The sequence below is a fragment of the Pseudomonas sp. MWU13-2517 genome, from assembly GCF_023242545.1.
In the GTDB taxonomy this organism is placed as follows: Bacteria; Pseudomonadota; Gammaproteobacteria; order Pseudomonadales; family Pseudomonadaceae; genus Aquipseudomonas.
Genome location: NZ_JALMFA010000001.1, coordinates 408992 through 423819, shown reverse-complemented (window position 1 = coordinate 423819; position 14828 = coordinate 408992). Strand labels below are relative to the sequence as shown.

The following is a 14828-nucleotide window of genomic DNA, read 5'->3' as shown; positions in this document are numbered from 1 at the left end:
GTCAAACGGTCAAGCCATGCAGTTGGCAGTATTCAACCCAGCCCAGGCCGGCCATCTGCGCGACTTCCTTGTGCACTTCGAGGCGCTGGGCCTCGAAGGCTTCGGCGGATTCGGCCGTGAGCTTGAGGGTCAATTCCCAGGCGAACAGGTTCAGGCGCTCAGCCTCCGCTTCGAAGGCTTCATGCAGGCGTTCGGCACGATATTGCGCAAGGGTTTCTCCCCTGGCCTGGGCCGCCAGCGGGTTGAGGCTGTCCAACTGAGTGACCAGTTGTGGCTGTTCGCGCAGGAATCGATCCAGGGCGAGTTGATGCTTATCGCCGGGGGCTGACAAGATGTGCACCTTAATGAGAACGACGCGGCTCGGTATCGGAGGCGTTACGGTTCAGATGACGTCGAGCGCGTTTGTGGGCCTTGCGCTGAATCCAGCTCTGCAATGGCGCCAGCAGGAAAAACATCAGGTAAGCCGCCAGAACCAGGGTCAGGTCTATCCAGGTTTCAGCGACTGGCCCGGTATACAGTTCAATCACGTTCTTGATGATGAACAACAGCGCAACGCTGCACAGCCACAGCACAATGGTGACGAAGATGGGACGCATAGTGTTTGGTGAGCGTTTGTCTTGCATAGTTAAGCCTTCTCCTGAGTACCTGCTTCCGTTCTAGACCGCATCCCTGAGTGGGTAGCCCGGGTTTCACCCTGGCTGCAGCATCCATCAATGCGCAGAAAGCCGCGGATGATACCGACTCAGATCAGCTTAGGGGGCAGGTTACGTCGGAAAGTTCCTATTATTCATCTGCCGATTAGCGTAGCAAGGGGATATCTGCCGCCCAAACCCCCCTGGAAAGTGGCAAAAAGCTTTCGCTCCCGCTATCAGGACGTGTAGCGTTGCAGCGAGTGACAGGCAGAGGGACAGGTCATGGCGCAAACGCTGTTCAAGCTTTTCCTAACTCAGCGCCTGGCGGCCCTGGCCAGTACGGAGTCGTTGCGGGCGATCCGTGAGGGATTGTTGTGGATCCTGCCGTGCCTGTTGGTGTCTGCCGGCTTCCTGATCCTGTCCGAATGCGCCAGTGTGCTGGGGCTCGACCCACAGGTCGTGGGCTTTCTGGCGGGGTTGCATAACCAGATCAGCGCGGTCATCCCACTGCTGGTCGCCGCGTCCATCGGGTATATGCTGGCGATTCAGTATCGCCTACCCCAATTGCCGGTCGCTTTCCTGTGCCTTGCCCACGTGGTCGTGGCCACCTTCGTCCTGCGCGATTATCCCCGGGCTTCGGCCACCTTCGTGCTGTTCATTGCCATTGCGTCACCCTTGATCAACGTGCCCGCCATCGCCTGGTTGCACCGCTTTCGTTGGACGCGCCTGGTCAACGAGGACCTGGTCGGGCACAACCTCAAAGGGACTATCAACATGGTGGTGCCTGGCGCGATCACTGCGCTGTCACTGGTGTTGGTGTTGTCGTCGCTGCTGCAGATTCCCTATGTTATGCAGCTTCAGGGGCCTCAGGTGCTCGATGTGCTGCAGACCCCCTACGGCAGCGGATTGTTCGTGACCTTGATGAATTCGTTGTTGTGGTTTTTCGGCATACACGGTGTCTATGCCATGCAGCCGCTGTTCGATGTACTCGACCAGGCCGTGGTGCTCAACGGCGCATCGCTGGCGGCGGGTGAGCCGAGCCGATACCTGCTCAACAGTGGTTTGCTGGGGTGTTTCGCGTTTATCGGCGGCTCGGGCGCGGCGTTGTGCCTGTTGTTTGCGATCCTGCTGTTTTCCAAGAGCCACACCATGCGGTTGCTGGCGATTGCCAGCTTACCGCTGTCGTTATTCAACGTCAGCGAGGTGCTGTTGTTTGGGTTGCCGATCATCCTCAACCCACGTCTGTTCATCCCGTTCCTGCTGGTGCCGGCGCTCAATGCCATGGTGGCCTTGGCGGTGGTACAGGTGGGCTGGGTGGCGCCGGCGGTGGCCAGCGTGCCGCTTACCGCACCGGTATTGCTCAATGCCTACCTGAGTACCCATGGCGACATAGCCGCGGTGGTGTTGCAACTGGCACTTCTGGGGCTCGGGACCCTGGTGTACGCGCCCTATGTGCGCGCACTGCATCGCCAGTCCAGCGAGAGCGGTACGGTGTACCTCAAGTCCCTGGACATGACCTTTCGCGGTCTCGAAGAAAAAGGCCGCTTGCTGGAACTCGACCCGGTGCTGGCATCCCATCGCAGCGCGGCACGCCAGGCCGTCGAGTTCAGCCGGATTCAGCAGATCAGCGATTACGAGTTCTACCTGGAGTTCCAGCCCCAAATCTCCATCCGTACCGGCCTGTGCACCGGTTGCGAAGCCTTGATGCGCGCCCGGGACAGCCAAGGCACGGTGCATTCACCCTGGGAGTTCCTGCAATGGCTGGCGCAGGCACGGCTCATGCCGGATGTGGATGTATGGGTGGCATCCCTGGCCGTGCGCCAGTACCAGCAGTGGAAGAGGGTTGGCTTTGAATTGCCGATGACCATTAACGTTTCCAGCTCGACCCTGACACACGCCGCCTATGGTGATCGCCTGGTGCAAATCCTTGCACAGGCCCATGGGCGAGTGTCGGTGGAAATTACTGAGGACGCGTTGGTCGGTGATATCCAGGCTACGCGCCAGACCATCCAGAAGCTGCAATCGATCGGAGCCAAGGTCTATCTCGATGACTTTGGCACCGGGTTTTCGGCGTTGAGTTATCTGCACCAGTTTCCCGTGGATTTCATCAAGATCGATCGCAGTTTTGTGGTCGCCCAAAGCGACCCCAAGGGCGCTCAGGTGCTGACCGGTATGTTGCGCTTCTGCGAGGCGCTGAGCCTGGGCGTGGTGGTCGAGGGCGTGGAGACCGCCGAGCAGTTGGCTTTTTTGAATACCGGCACCGAGCTGTTTATCCAGGGCTGGTATTTCAGTAAAGCGCTGCCCGGCGACCGGGTGCCGTACTTCGTGCGCGAACGCGAAGCCTTGGCGCAGGCCTAGGCCGACTCGTAACCGCGCCGGGTGCGATCTATCTCATCGAGCAGGTTATCGATGCCCGCCAGGCGCGCACGATTGTCGTGGTCCCAGGGATGAAAGCCAGGTTTGAAATAATGCAGCCATGGTCGCACCATGCGCGGGAACACCCCTTTGGGGCCATACAGAAACTTGAGCATGCGCCAGAAACCCTTCAGATGCCCGCCCGATGTGCGATCGGCCAGTAGCAGGCGCAGGTGAAAATCAAACACCACCAGCCAGAACAGCGCGGTGGTGGTGAGCATGGTGCCGGTGCGTAGCAGGTAACGCAGCGGGCCGGGCTTGATCACCGTGTTCCACACGTCGAACGCCACCGCCTTGTGTTCGGTTTCCTCAAGGGCATGCCAGTACCACATCTGCTGGTAGCCCTGGAGCGAGTCGCCAAAACGCGACGGGTCGCTCAGCAGAATCTCGGCGAGCATCGCGGTGTAGTGCTCAAGGGCAATGGTCACCGCCAGGTTGAACGAGGGCGGCATGTGTTTTTTTTGCAGATCCAGGATGAACTTGAGACGGCGGTCGAGGGTGTGTGCCGGCAACCCGGCCGCTTGCAGCAGATCGTTGTAGGCCACGTGTTCGCGGCTGTGCATCGCCTCCTGGCCGATAAACCCTTGAATCTCGGCCTTCAGGGCAGGATCGTCAATCTGTGAGCGGTAGTGGCGCACACTGTCCATGAAAAACAGTTCACCCTGGGGAAACAGCAGTGACAAGGCGTTGAAGAAGTGGGTGATGAACGGGCCTTGTTCATGCCAGTTCTTGATGCGCTCGGCGGGCAAGGCAAAGCGGATGTCGCGACGGATCGGCAGCATGGTGCGTTCTCCTGTTCAGTGACGAGGCTCGTCGTTGGTTTCAAATACCGGCGCGCGTGGTTTGGGCGCCATGCGTTTACTGGCAAACACCACCAGCGCTTGATAGGCCGCCGGCAGGCAGCGGGCGAGCAGGTCGAGGAAATAGGCGTCGCGGCCGATCAGCACGCGGCGCTTGTTTTTGCGCACGCCTTGCAGAATCACTTTTGCCGCCTGGTCGGCGTCGGTGATGAACAACTTTTCGAAGTCGGCGCGGGCCTGCTGTTCGCTGTGGATGAGAAACCCGGTCATGTTGGCGTCGATGCGGCTGCTGCGGCAGATATCGGTACGAATGCCGCCGGGGTGTACGCAGGTGGCCGAGACGCCGCAACGCTGCAGGTCGAGTTCCTGGCGCAAGGCTTCGGTGAAGCCGCGCACGGCGAACTTGGAGGCGTTGTAGCCGCTCATGCCGGGCTGGGCGAACAAGCCGAACACGCTGGACGTGTTGATCACATGCCCGTCACCGCTGGCTTTGAGGTGTGGCAGGAACGCCTTGGTGCCGTACACCACGCCCCAGAAGTTGATGTTGAGGATCCATTCCAGGTCGGCGTAATCCACGCCTTCCACGGTGCTCGACAATGCCACTCCGGCATTATTGAAGATCAGGTTGACCTGGGCGTGGTCGGCGACGCAGCGTGCGGCCCATTCCTCCACCGCCTGACGGTCGGATACGTCCAGCACCTGGGTCGTGATCGTTACCGGCGACGAGATCGAGGTCTGGATCAGCGCCAGCGTCTGTTCCAGGCCCTGGCTGTTTTTATCCGCAAGCGCCAAGTGACAGCCTTCCCGCGCCAGGGCCAGGGCCAATGCGCGGCCCATGCCGGATGCCGCACCGGTAATTGCCGCCACGCGGCCGTTGAATGACTTCATGACAAGCTGCCTTCTGCGCTGGAATGGGGCGCCGGAACCGGGGTGGGTGACTGGCTGACCGGCATTGGATGGATGGCGTAATCCTTGAGGGCGAACTGCCGGGTCACCTGTCTGAAACGCCAGGTCGAACCGGGCCACAAGGTGGTGTTCTTGCCGGTGCGCGGGTCGAGGTACCAGCTCTGGCAGCCACCGGTGTTCCAGATGGTGCGCTTGAGCTTGTCCTGCAACTGACGGTTGTAGGCTTCTTCCACGGCGGGTTGGATGTCCACCGTGGCGATGCGATGACGCTGCATCTGTTTGAGCGCATCGAGGATGTAGGTGACCTGGGCCTCGATCATCAGAATCATCGAATTGTGGCCCAGCCCGGTATTGGGGCCGACGATCAGGAACAGGTTCGGGTAGCCCGGCACGGTGGTGCCCTTGTAGGCATGGGCACCGTCACGCCAGGTGTCCATCAGGTCGATCCCGTTGCGGCCGATGATGCAGTCCCGTGGCAACGGATCGGTGGCCTGGAAACCGGTGCCGAAGATCAGGCAATCGGCCGGGTGCTTGATGCCGTCGCTGGTGACGACGCCGTCGGCTTCGATCCGCAGCACGCTGTGGGTCACCACCTCGACATTGCTGCGCGAGAGCGCCGGGTAATAGTCATTGGAGATCAGTACGCGCTTGCAACCGATGGTGTAATCCGGCGTCAGGATTTTGCGCAGGGAAGGGCGGGTGACTTGTTTGTGCAGGTGGCGCAGGGCAATTTTCTGCACCATTTTCATCAGGCGCGGGTGCTGGGCGAAGCCGACCACGCGTCCTTCCAGCGCCCAGTAAAACGCGCCGCGCACCAGCCGCTGAGTGAACGGCAGATGCTTGAACGCCCAGCGCTCAACACGCGAAATGTCGCGGTCCGGTTTGGGCATGATCCACGGTGGCGTGCGTTGGAACAGATCCAGATGAGCCACCTGCGACGCGATCTGCGGAACGAACTGAATGGCACTGGCGCCGGTGCCGATCACCGCCACGCGTTTGCCCCGCAATGAATACTCGTGGTCCCACTGCTGCGAGTGGAAGCGCGTGCCCTTGAAGCTCTCCAGTCCTGGAATATCCGGCAGCGCCGGGCGCGACAAGCCGCCCATGCCCGATATCAGCACCCGTGCGCTGATGTGTCGGCCATTGCTGAAACTGAGCTGCCAGCGTTGCTGCTGTTCATCGAACTCCGCGCGTTGCAGGCCCATGCCAAAACGCAGGAATGGCGCCAGCTCGAAACGCCGGGCGCACTGTTCCAGGTAGGCACGGATCTCCGGCTGCGGGGCGAACTGCCGCGTCCAGTCCGGGTTGGGTGCAAAGGAAAATGAGTACACGTGGGACTGCACGTCGCAGGCGCAGCCGGGGTAATGGTTGTCACGCCAGGTACCGCCGAGGGTCTCGGCTTGCTCGGCAACCAGGAAGTCGGTGATCCCGGCCTCCTTGAGTTTGATCGCCATGCACAGCCCAGCGAAACCTGAGCCGATGATGGCGATGTCGATAGTGTCGCTGCAGGCATTCATAGCTTGTCCTTCGTGGGCATTGGTTGTGCTCCTGTTTTTGTTGTGTGTTTTGGATAGAACACCATTGCAAAGGAAAATTGAATTAATTATTTTAAAAAAGATTTTAAATAATCTACCTGAAAAAATCGCCTACGCTAGGCTCTTGTTGCGCATAGACGACTTGTCTGACGGACGAGTACGGTCTGCATGAAGTCTAGGTCCAGGGTGTGGACGATGGCTGAGGCCTTGACCAATTCCGGTCGGGTCGCCAGCAGCAGGGAAGCAGAGGACCGAGCTATGGCTGTCGAATGGGTTGTCGCTGCGGGTGTGTTTGTAGGTGCAAGTGCGGTGCTATGGGGCTTCAGCGCCTGGATGACGCGGCGTATTGAAGCGGCTGTTCCGATCAACGGGCGCTTCGTGGAGGTCGATGGCGAGCGCTTTCATTATGTAGAGGAAGGCAAAGGCCCACCGCTGGTGATGATCCACGGGCTGATGGGCAGCAGTCGTAACCTGACCTACGCCTTATCCGGCCAGTTGCGCGAGCGTTTTCGGGTGATCACGGTGGATCGTCCGGGATCGGGCTATTCCACCCGACACAGCGGCACTGCGTCGGACCTGCCGGCCCAGGCTCGACAAATCGCCGCGTTCATCAAGACGCTGGACCTGGATAAACCGCTGGTGCTCGGGCACTCCCTGGGCGGTGCGATCTCCCTGGCGCTGGCGCTCGATCATCCCCATGCGGTCTCCGGCCTGATCCTGGTGGCACCGCTGACCCATCCTCAACGTATGTTGCCTCCGGTGTTTCTGTCATTGGCGGTGCGCCCTGCCTGGTTGCGTCGTTGGATGGCGCACACCCTGACCCTGCCCATCGGGCTGCTGACCAAGGGCGCGGTGGTGAAGGGCGTGTTCGCCCCGGACGCCCCGCCGGCGGACTTCGCCACGCGCGGAGGTGGGTTGCTCGGTATGCGTCCCGACAACTTCTACGCCGCCTCCACCGAGATCGGCCGGGTCAACGATGACCTGCCGGAAATGGTCAAGCGCTACCCGCAATTGAGCCTGCCCATTGGGCTGATCTATGGCGCCCGGGACAAGGTGCTCGACTTCCAGAAGCATGGCCAGGCCCTGGCCAGCAAGGTGCCCGGGCTGAAACTGCAGGTGGTGGAAGGGCGTGGCCATATGTTGCCGATCACCGCTACCGAGCGTGTGGTGGCGGTGGTGGAGCAGGTTGCCAAGCGTGTCCGGCCACCGGAAAGCGCCACGGTGCTGCATCCGCCGTTTGCCCTGGCGAGTAAATAATTTTGCAATCGAACCCGCGGTACAGCGGCGTCAATGCCTGCCCTAGACACCTGACCATAGAGCCGAAAAACAGACTGTCCGGTCACGTCGGAAAGGCGCCTAGAAACTAGTTGACGACCTAACGATTCCGCGCTATTTATTTAAAAAAATTATTTCAATGTGTAATTTGAAACAATTTTTGAAATGCCTAAGAGCGAATAAAATAATGAAAAAAACGCCTTTTAACGCATGGTTGGTTTCCCGGAGCTGTCAGCGCCCGGTGAGCCTGTTGGCCGCTGAATTTATCTCCCGGACCTCCGGTCTTGTGCGGAGGTTGCCATGAATCAGTCCCTGGCTGCTCCGAGCGTCTGGACCGATGGCAAGCGCCACCTGTGGTGGCTCGGCATCATGCCGTTGGCAACCCCATTGCTGTCCGGCGCACTGGCCATTACCACTGGCGTACAGCAACTGTGGTGGGTTGGTGTGCTGGTGATCTTCGGCCTGATCCCGTTGATCGACGGTCTGCTCGGTGAAGATGTCAGCAACCCGCCCGAGTCCGCCGTCAGCCACCTTGAATCCCAAAGCTACTACCGCTGGATTGTCTACACCGGTGTGCTGTTCGTCATTGCTTCGGTGGTGATCACCGGTTGGTTGGCCGCGGGGGGCATTGACTGGATCATCCGGGGTGGCCTGTTGCAGGCCGTCGGTAACCTGGACCCGGCGAGTGGGTTGTCCCATGCGGCCAGCTACATCACTGCACGTACACAACTGCATGGCGAGGTCAGCTGGTTCACTTACCTGGGCATGGCCATGTCCACCGGCGCCGCGACCGGGATCGCGATCAACACCGCCCACGAACTGGGGCACAAACCCAACGCCCTGGAAGTCTTCCTCGCCAAAGTCACTCTGGCACCGACGTTCTACGGTCACTTCTACACCGAGCACAACCGTGGCCACCACGTGCGTGTCGCCACGCCTGAAGACCCGGCCAGCTCGCGCCTGGGTGAGAGTTTCTGGGCTTTCCTGCCGCGCTCGGTGTGGTTCAGTGCCCGTTCGGCCTGGAACCTGGAGCGTGAACGCCTGCGTAAACTCGGCCTGCCGGCCTTGCACTGGAAGAACGCGGTACTCAGCGCGTGGATGTACAGCGTGGTGTTGTGGGGGGCGATGATCGTGTGGCTGGGTGCGGCGGTCATTCCATTCCTGATCATCCAGGCCATCTACGGATTCTCGTTGCTCGAAGTGGTGAACTACGTCGAACACTATGGGCTTAAACGCCAGAAGTTGCCCAATGGCCGTTATGAGCGTTGCTCGCCTCGGCACTCGTGGAACAGTAATCGGATTGTCACCAATATCTTTCTGTTCCAATTGCAGCGGCACTCCGATCACCATGCCAACCCGACGCGTAGTTACCAATCGCTGCGTCACTTTGATGAGTCACCGCAACTTCCTTATGGATACGCGAGCATGATTGTCTGGGCCTATGTGCCGTACTTGTGGCGACGTCGCATGGACCATCGGGTATTAAAACATTATGCCGGGGACATCAGCCTGAGCAATCTTCAACCGTCGCAACGCCTGAAGTACCTGGAAAAGTACGGTAACGGTACAACGCCGTTTTGATGTGAATGAATCTGTTGTCGGGTGTACTCGGGATCTGTGTATCGCGCAGGTTCCGATTACCCAAGGTTTGCCGATTGAATGCAAGTGAGTGGTTTGACCCTACAAAAATAAATTCAAGGGAAGGACGTACACCATGCAAGCACCTGCCAAGTTTACCAGCCATATCATTCTGGCCGCCCTGGGCCTGATCGTTTATCACCAGGCCCAGGCTGCCCGTATCGAGCCTGCGGGCAGCGCCTTTACCGCCCAAGGCCCCATCAGTTTTTCCAAGGGCGCCTTGATCAGCGCCGACTGTACCATCAAGGTGGCCGGCAAGGTCGCGGCCGATGGCACTTCCGTGAATGTCGATAAAGTTGAATTCGATGGTGGCCTTAAATGCAGCCGTGTCGAAGCTATCAACTTGCCCTGGATCTTAGTCGCCAAAGACACCCAAAGCGGTTCCATGTCGAAGATTGCCGTGGATGTCCACGCCTTCGGCCTGGGCGGAAAGTGCGGTCCATCGACAGCCGACGGTACTTGGGACAACGCCACCGGTAAGTTGGAAGCGGCCAATGTGCCGATTGGCGAAGACTGCAAGATCAAGGCGGTGTCGATCAAGATGCCGCCCAACTTCAAAGTTGTCGAATAAACAAACCGAAAAAAGATGCAGCGGTAATCGAATTGAAATTTGGCTGGAAAGGGAAGTTCTGCAGTTTCACCGTGACCTCTCGTTCATGGCCATTACCCCTGGCGAACTGACTCGCCATAACATGTGAGGAAAAACAATGAAAAGCTTGAAAACCCTCGTTTGTGCAACTTCTTTTGCAATGTGCTTTGGCGCGGCTTCGATGGCGAGTGCGGCTTCGGTTGCTCCGGACGGTCCGTTCTCCACCAATGCCGGCACCATCGTAGTTAAATCGCCATCTTCCTTCGGGGCTGCGGTGACCTGTGGGATTACCTTTACCGGTAACGTCAGCGGCGGCGTGGCTTCGATCAATGGCGCCACCTTGACCGGCGGCGGCCTCTGCGCCTTGCCGACACTGACCAACCTGCCATGGGTGCTGACTGCTGCAACGGGTACCACCGGCACCGTGACCAACGTTGGCTACAAGATCTCCTCGATCCCTGCCACCAACTGCGGCCCGACCACCATTGCGGTGGCGTGGAACCCAAGCAGCAAGACCCTGTCGGCGGCCAACCAGTCGCTTTCCGGCAACTGCACCGTGGTTTCCCTGAGCGTGGTGGCACCTACGCTGACGGTTAACCCGTAAGTCGTAACTCCTGAGGGCTGATCACCCCGGTACACACGGGCGCCTCGTCAGAGGCGCCTGTTCGGGTATCGATTACCGGCAGGGGCCGGGCGTAGATAATAATAAGGAGTAATGCATGAATAATAAGAAACCACACGCTCAGACGTTACTGGGACTGGCCCTTCTAGGCGGCTTGATGACCACCGCGCCAGTCCAGGCCGGCGGGTTTTCCACGCCTACCTACGGGGCACCTGGTTGGGGGCGTGCATTCGGGGGCGGTTCACTGTTCAAGAACGATCCGAGTGCGGCGTACAACAACCCGGCTGCAATGGCGTTCATCGACTCCACCATTGCGCAGCAGACGGTCGATTACGCGCGGGTCAAGATCAAATACTCCGGCCAGGCTTTTGACCACAACGGCAACCCGGTGACCAATACCCCGGTTTTGGATGATCAAGGTACTTTGGGTGATCCTACCCTCAATACCAACAATGGCGGGCAAGGCGGCTTCACCGCCTGGCTGCCGACCGGTTTCCTGGTCGTTCCCATCGGCGACCGTTTCGCCTTTGGCTTGAGCCAGGTTGTACCCCAGGGGATGAAAACCACCTGGAATGAAAACTCAAAGTTCCGAGATTTCGCGGTCGACACCAAAATCGAAACGGTCGGCCTCACAGGCTCCCTCTCGTTCAAAGTCAATGACGAGTTTTCGGTCGGTGCCGGTGTCATCTATCAGCGCAGCCAAGGCTTCGTGAGCCAGAACGTTGACTTGCTGGCGGCAGCGGATGTCTCTCCCGGGTTGGGAGGCACTGGTTTTCCAACCGGTGTAGGGCATTCATTGATGCGCGTGAAAGTCGATAACAGTTCTGTAGGATGGTTCACCGGCATTGTCTGGAAGCCGACGCTGCAAGACACACTGGGCTTGAACTATCACGCCAAAATCAAAAACAAGATGACCGGTAAATACAACATTTACACGGATGCCATCGGGCGTAACGCGATGACCAACCCGATTGGCCCGAACGGCGAAACACTGGTTGAAATGGCTTATCCGGGCCTCAAGTTGTTCCCGGATGGCGCGAATGCCAGTACTCAACTGGACATTCCGGCGACCGCAGCGGTGGACTGGGTCCACCAATTCAACGACCGCTGGACCATGGGCGTGAGTGTTATGTGGACGGAATGGTCTTCGTTCCAGAACCTGACGCTCAAGTCTGAGGGCTCGACGATTGTCGCCATTCCCTACAACTACAAAAACGCCTGGATGACGTCGATTGGCGGCGACTTCAAAGCCACCGACGAACTCACCCTGCGCGCAGGCGTGGCTTACGACCAGACACCGACACGCAACTCCACGCGTGACCCGCGGATTCCCGACGGTGATCGCTACTTCCTGTCGTTCGGTGCAGGTTATGACATCAAGGCCGTCCCTGGCCTGTCGGTGGACGCCGCGTATTCGCACCAGTTTGTGGAAAAGGTCAACCTGAGAACCAAGAACGTGGATCGCCTCGGCGCGGCCCAGCTGGACGGCCAGGCCGAGTCTTCGGGAGATGTGGTCAGCTTGTCGGCGACTTACAAGTTCTAAGCCGCCCGCAAGACAGCGGTGGAGCAGGGTAGCCAGCGCATCTGGTTACCTGGCTCCACACGGCCATACGTTGCTGACGCGTGCGTTGTACCCCGTTTCACCTTCATATCCCTTTGATCGTTAAGGCTGACTCGCTCAGCCGTGGTTTTTTGCGGCAACGCATTAAATAAAAATTTCAAAACAAAATTTGAATTTATCTTTTCAAGTTTGTAGTGTGGCTTTACGCCGCAGCTCATTTCGATCTGCCAGCGCAACAGCCGTGCCCTGAATCAAGTAGAGGTATCCCCATGGTTATCTGGTTATTGGTGGGTGTCGCAGCAGCGATTGCCCTGGCATATCGACAAGCCGCCGCCGTTCTGTGGCTTGGCGCTGGCCTCGTCTGGCTGGCAATTGGTTACCTGTTCAACGTGGTGGCAGGGTTTGGGGCCACCGTTGCGGCGGTGCTGGTGGTGTTGCCCGCCTTGCTGATGGCCATCAAGCCGCTGCGCCGCAGCTTATTGTCGAGCAAGGCCCTGGAGCTGTTCCGTACGATCATGCCGGCGATGTCCGACACCGAGCGCGCAGCCATCGAGTCCGGCACCGTGTGGTGGGACGCCGAGTTGTTCAGCGGCAAGCCCAATTGGGCGCGCCTGCTCAAAGCCGCGCCGGCCCGGCTCAGTGCCGAAGAACAAGCTTTCCTCGACAACGAGGTCGAAACCCTGTGCGACATCGCCAACGACTGGGAAACCACCCAGATCTGGCAGGACATGTCCCCGGAAGGCTGGCAGTACACCAAGGATGCCGGGTTCCTCGGCATGATCATTCCCAAGCAGTACGGCGGCAAAGGCTTCTCCCACTACGCCCACTCCCAAGTGGTGATGAAGCTATCGACGCGTTGCTCGGCGGCGGCGATTTCGGTGATGGTGCCCAATTCCCTCGGCCCGGCGGAATTGCTGCTGCACTACGGCACCGACGCCCAGCGTAATTACTACTTGCCACGGCTGGCGCGGGGCGAAGACATCCCCTGCTTTGCGCTGACCAGCCCGTATGCGGGCTCCGACGCCGGGGCGATTCCGGATCTGGGGATCGTCTGCAAAGGCGTGCATGAAGGCGAGGAAGTGCTGGGTTTCAAGGTGACCTGGGACAAGCGCTACATCACCCTCGGCCCTATCGCTACAGTGCTCGGCCTGGCGTTTCGCGCCGAAGACCCGGACGGGCTGCTCGGCAAACCGGGTTCGCTGGGCATTACCTGCGCACTGATTCCTACCTCCCATCCGGGCGTGAACAGCGGTCGACGCCACTGGCCACTCAACGCCGTATTCCAGAACGGTCCTACCACCGGCAAGGATGTGTTCATTCCCCTGGAGTGGGTTATCGGCGGGCGCGAGCAGGTCGGCAACGGCTGGCGCATGCTGATGGAATGCCTGGCCGCCGGCCGCGCGATTTCCTTGCCATCGGCCAACGTGGGCTTGGGCAAGGTCGCGGTGCGCGGCACCACCGCCTATGCAGCGATGCGCAAGCAGTTCGGCCTGCCCATCGGCAAGTTCGAAGGCGTGCAGGCACCGTTGGCGCGGATGGCCGGGCATTTGTATGCCTGTGATGCCGTGCGCAAGGTCTCGGTCGCGTCCCTGGATGCCGGCGAGAAGCCGTCGGTCATTTCCGCCATCGCCAAATACCACGTCACCGAACGTGCGCGGATGATTGTCAACGATGGCATGGACATCGTCGCCGGCAAGGGCATCTGCATGGGGCCGAACAACTTCCTGGCCCGCGCCTACCAGCAAAGCCCGATTGCGATCACGGTGGAGGGCGCGAACATCATGACCCGCTGCCTGATCATCTTCGGCCAGGGCCTGATCCGCTGCCATCCCTACGTGTTCCGCGAGATGGAAGCGGCGCACAACCCGGACCGGCGCAAGGCGCTGGAAGACTTCGACAGCGCGATGTTCGGCCATGTGAGCTTTGTACTGGCCAACACCGTACGCGCCGCGGTGCATGCGCTGACGGGTGGGCGACTGATTTCGGCACCGGCCCGGACCGAGCCGGCGCTTGCGTCTTACTACCGTCAGGCCAATCGGCTGTCGGTGGTGCTGGCGTTGATTTCGGACATTTCCATGGGGGTGCTGGGCGGGGCACTCAAGCGCAAGGAAAGCATCACCGGGCGCCTGGGGGATATTCTGTCGCAGCTGTACATCCTGTCCTGCGTGCTCAAGCGCTTCGAGGATGATGACCGGCCCCAGGCCGACCTGCCATTGGTGCATTGGGCGGCCCAGGATGCGTTGCTGCGCGCTCACGAAGCCTTGGCCGAAGTGCTCGATAACTACCCGTCCAAAGTCGCCGCCAGCGTGGTGCGGGGTTTGAGTTTCCCGTTCGGTATCCCCCTGCGTAAACCGTCGGACCGTTTGCTCGCCCAGGTCGCTGACGTGGTGCAGACCCCCGGCGAAACCCGTGACCGCCTGCTGGCTAATTCCTACATTCCTCGGCCGGAAATCGACAAGCTGGCTTATGGCGAGTTGGGCTTCCGTTTGCTGCCGCAGGTCGAGCTGATCGACGCCCGGCTCAAGTCTGCCGTCAAGCAGGGCTTGATCGAGCCGATGCCGATTTCTACCACGGCGTTTACCGGCTGGCGCGTCAAGGCGCGGGCACTGGACCTGATCAGCGACGATGAAGACGCCTTGCTGGGGCGTTATGTGGAGTACGCCGACCACGGCATCCAGGTCGACGACTTCCCGCAGGACTTTGGTTTGCTGGAGGCATTGCAGCAGCGCCAGCAAGCGCTGGAACCCAAGACCAAGCGCCGCACCACCCAAAACGAAGACGCCTCGGTCAACTAGGCGAAGCACGGTCGATGTGGGAGGGGGCAAGCCCCTCCCACAAGGGGCCGGGTTTACAGG

12 protein-coding genes are annotated in these 14828 nt (G+C 59.8%); 7 read left to right on the top strand and 5 right to left on the bottom strand.

What is annotated here, in order from left to right; all coding sequences use genetic code 11:
* Position 1 precedes the first annotated feature (1 nt).
* Complete coding sequence (locus M5B97_RS01895) at positions 2-331, bottom strand: DUF6388 family protein (protein WP_248730567.1); 330 nt, start codon at positions 329-331, stop codon at positions 2-4.
* A 10-nt stretch (positions 332-341) separates the two neighbouring features.
* Positions 342-623, bottom strand: coding sequence for a hypothetical protein (locus M5B97_RS01890; protein ID WP_123718624.1), 282 nt, complete (start codon positions 621-623; stop codon positions 342-344).
* A gap of 291 nt (positions 624-914) precedes the next feature.
* On the opposite strand from M5B97_RS01890, the gene M5B97_RS01885 reads away from it, so the two are divergent.
* Positions 915-2990: an EAL domain-containing protein gene (locus tag M5B97_RS01885; protein ID WP_248730566.1), complete on the top strand. Its 2076-nt coding sequence runs from the start codon at positions 915-917 to the stop codon at positions 2988-2990.
* Here the strand turns inward: M5B97_RS01885 and M5B97_RS01880 are convergent.
* From M5B97_RS01880 to M5B97_RS01870, 3 genes are read right to left on the bottom strand one after another with little or no spacing between them, the layout of a single operon-like run.
* Positions 2987-3829, bottom strand: coding sequence for a metal-dependent hydrolase (locus tag M5B97_RS01880; protein ID WP_248730565.1), 843 nt, complete (start codon positions 3827-3829; stop codon positions 2987-2989). The genes M5B97_RS01885 and M5B97_RS01880 overlap by 4 nt on opposite strands.
* A 15-nt stretch (positions 3830-3844) precedes the next feature.
* On the bottom strand, positions 3845-4735 hold the full coding sequence (locus M5B97_RS01875) for an SDR family NAD(P)-dependent oxidoreductase (protein WP_123718621.1): 891 nt from the start codon (positions 4733-4735) through the stop codon (positions 3845-3847).
* A complete protein-coding gene (locus M5B97_RS01870; protein ID WP_248730564.1) occupies positions 4732-6270 on the bottom strand; it encodes an NAD(P)/FAD-dependent oxidoreductase in 1539 nt (512 codons plus the stop codon). The genes M5B97_RS01875 and M5B97_RS01870 overlap by 4 nt, the downstream gene beginning before the upstream one ends.
* A 276-nt stretch (positions 6271-6546) precedes the next feature.
* On the opposite strand from M5B97_RS01870, the gene M5B97_RS01865 reads away from it, so the two are divergent.
* The 6 genes from M5B97_RS01865 (at position 6547) to M5B97_RS01840 (ending at position 14768) form a co-directional block, all read left to right on the top strand.
* Positions 6547-7545, top strand: coding sequence for an alpha/beta hydrolase (locus M5B97_RS01865; protein WP_177421570.1), 999 nt, complete (start codon positions 6547-6549; stop codon positions 7543-7545).
* Positions 7546-7863: 318 nt separating this feature from the next.
* The gene (locus M5B97_RS01860) at positions 7864-9144 is read left to right on the top strand and encodes an alkane 1-monooxygenase (RefSeq protein WP_123718618.1); all 1281 of its coding nucleotides are present in this window, start codon (positions 7864-7866) and stop codon (positions 9142-9144) included.
* Between the two features lie 133 nt (positions 9145-9277).
* Positions 9278-9772, top strand: a complete 495-nt coding sequence (gene praA / locus M5B97_RS01855; protein WP_248730563.1) for an alkane oxidation protein activator PraA — start codon at positions 9278-9280, stop codon at positions 9770-9772.
* A 136-nt stretch (positions 9773-9908) separates the two neighbouring features.
* A complete protein-coding gene (gene praB, locus M5B97_RS01850; RefSeq protein ID WP_248730562.1) occupies positions 9909-10394 on the top strand; it encodes an alkane oxidation protein activator PraB in 486 nt (161 codons plus the stop codon).
* Between the two features lie 115 nt (positions 10395-10509).
* Entirely contained in the window at positions 10510-11955 is a 1446-nt protein-coding gene (locus M5B97_RS01845; protein ID WP_248730561.1) for an outer membrane protein transport protein, read from the top strand.
* A gap of 287 nt (positions 11956-12242) precedes the next feature.
* Positions 12243-14768: an acyl-CoA dehydrogenase gene (locus tag M5B97_RS01840; RefSeq protein ID WP_248730560.1), complete on the top strand. Its 2526-nt coding sequence runs from the start codon at positions 12243-12245 to the stop codon at positions 14766-14768.
* Positions 14769-14828 lie beyond the last annotated feature (60 nt).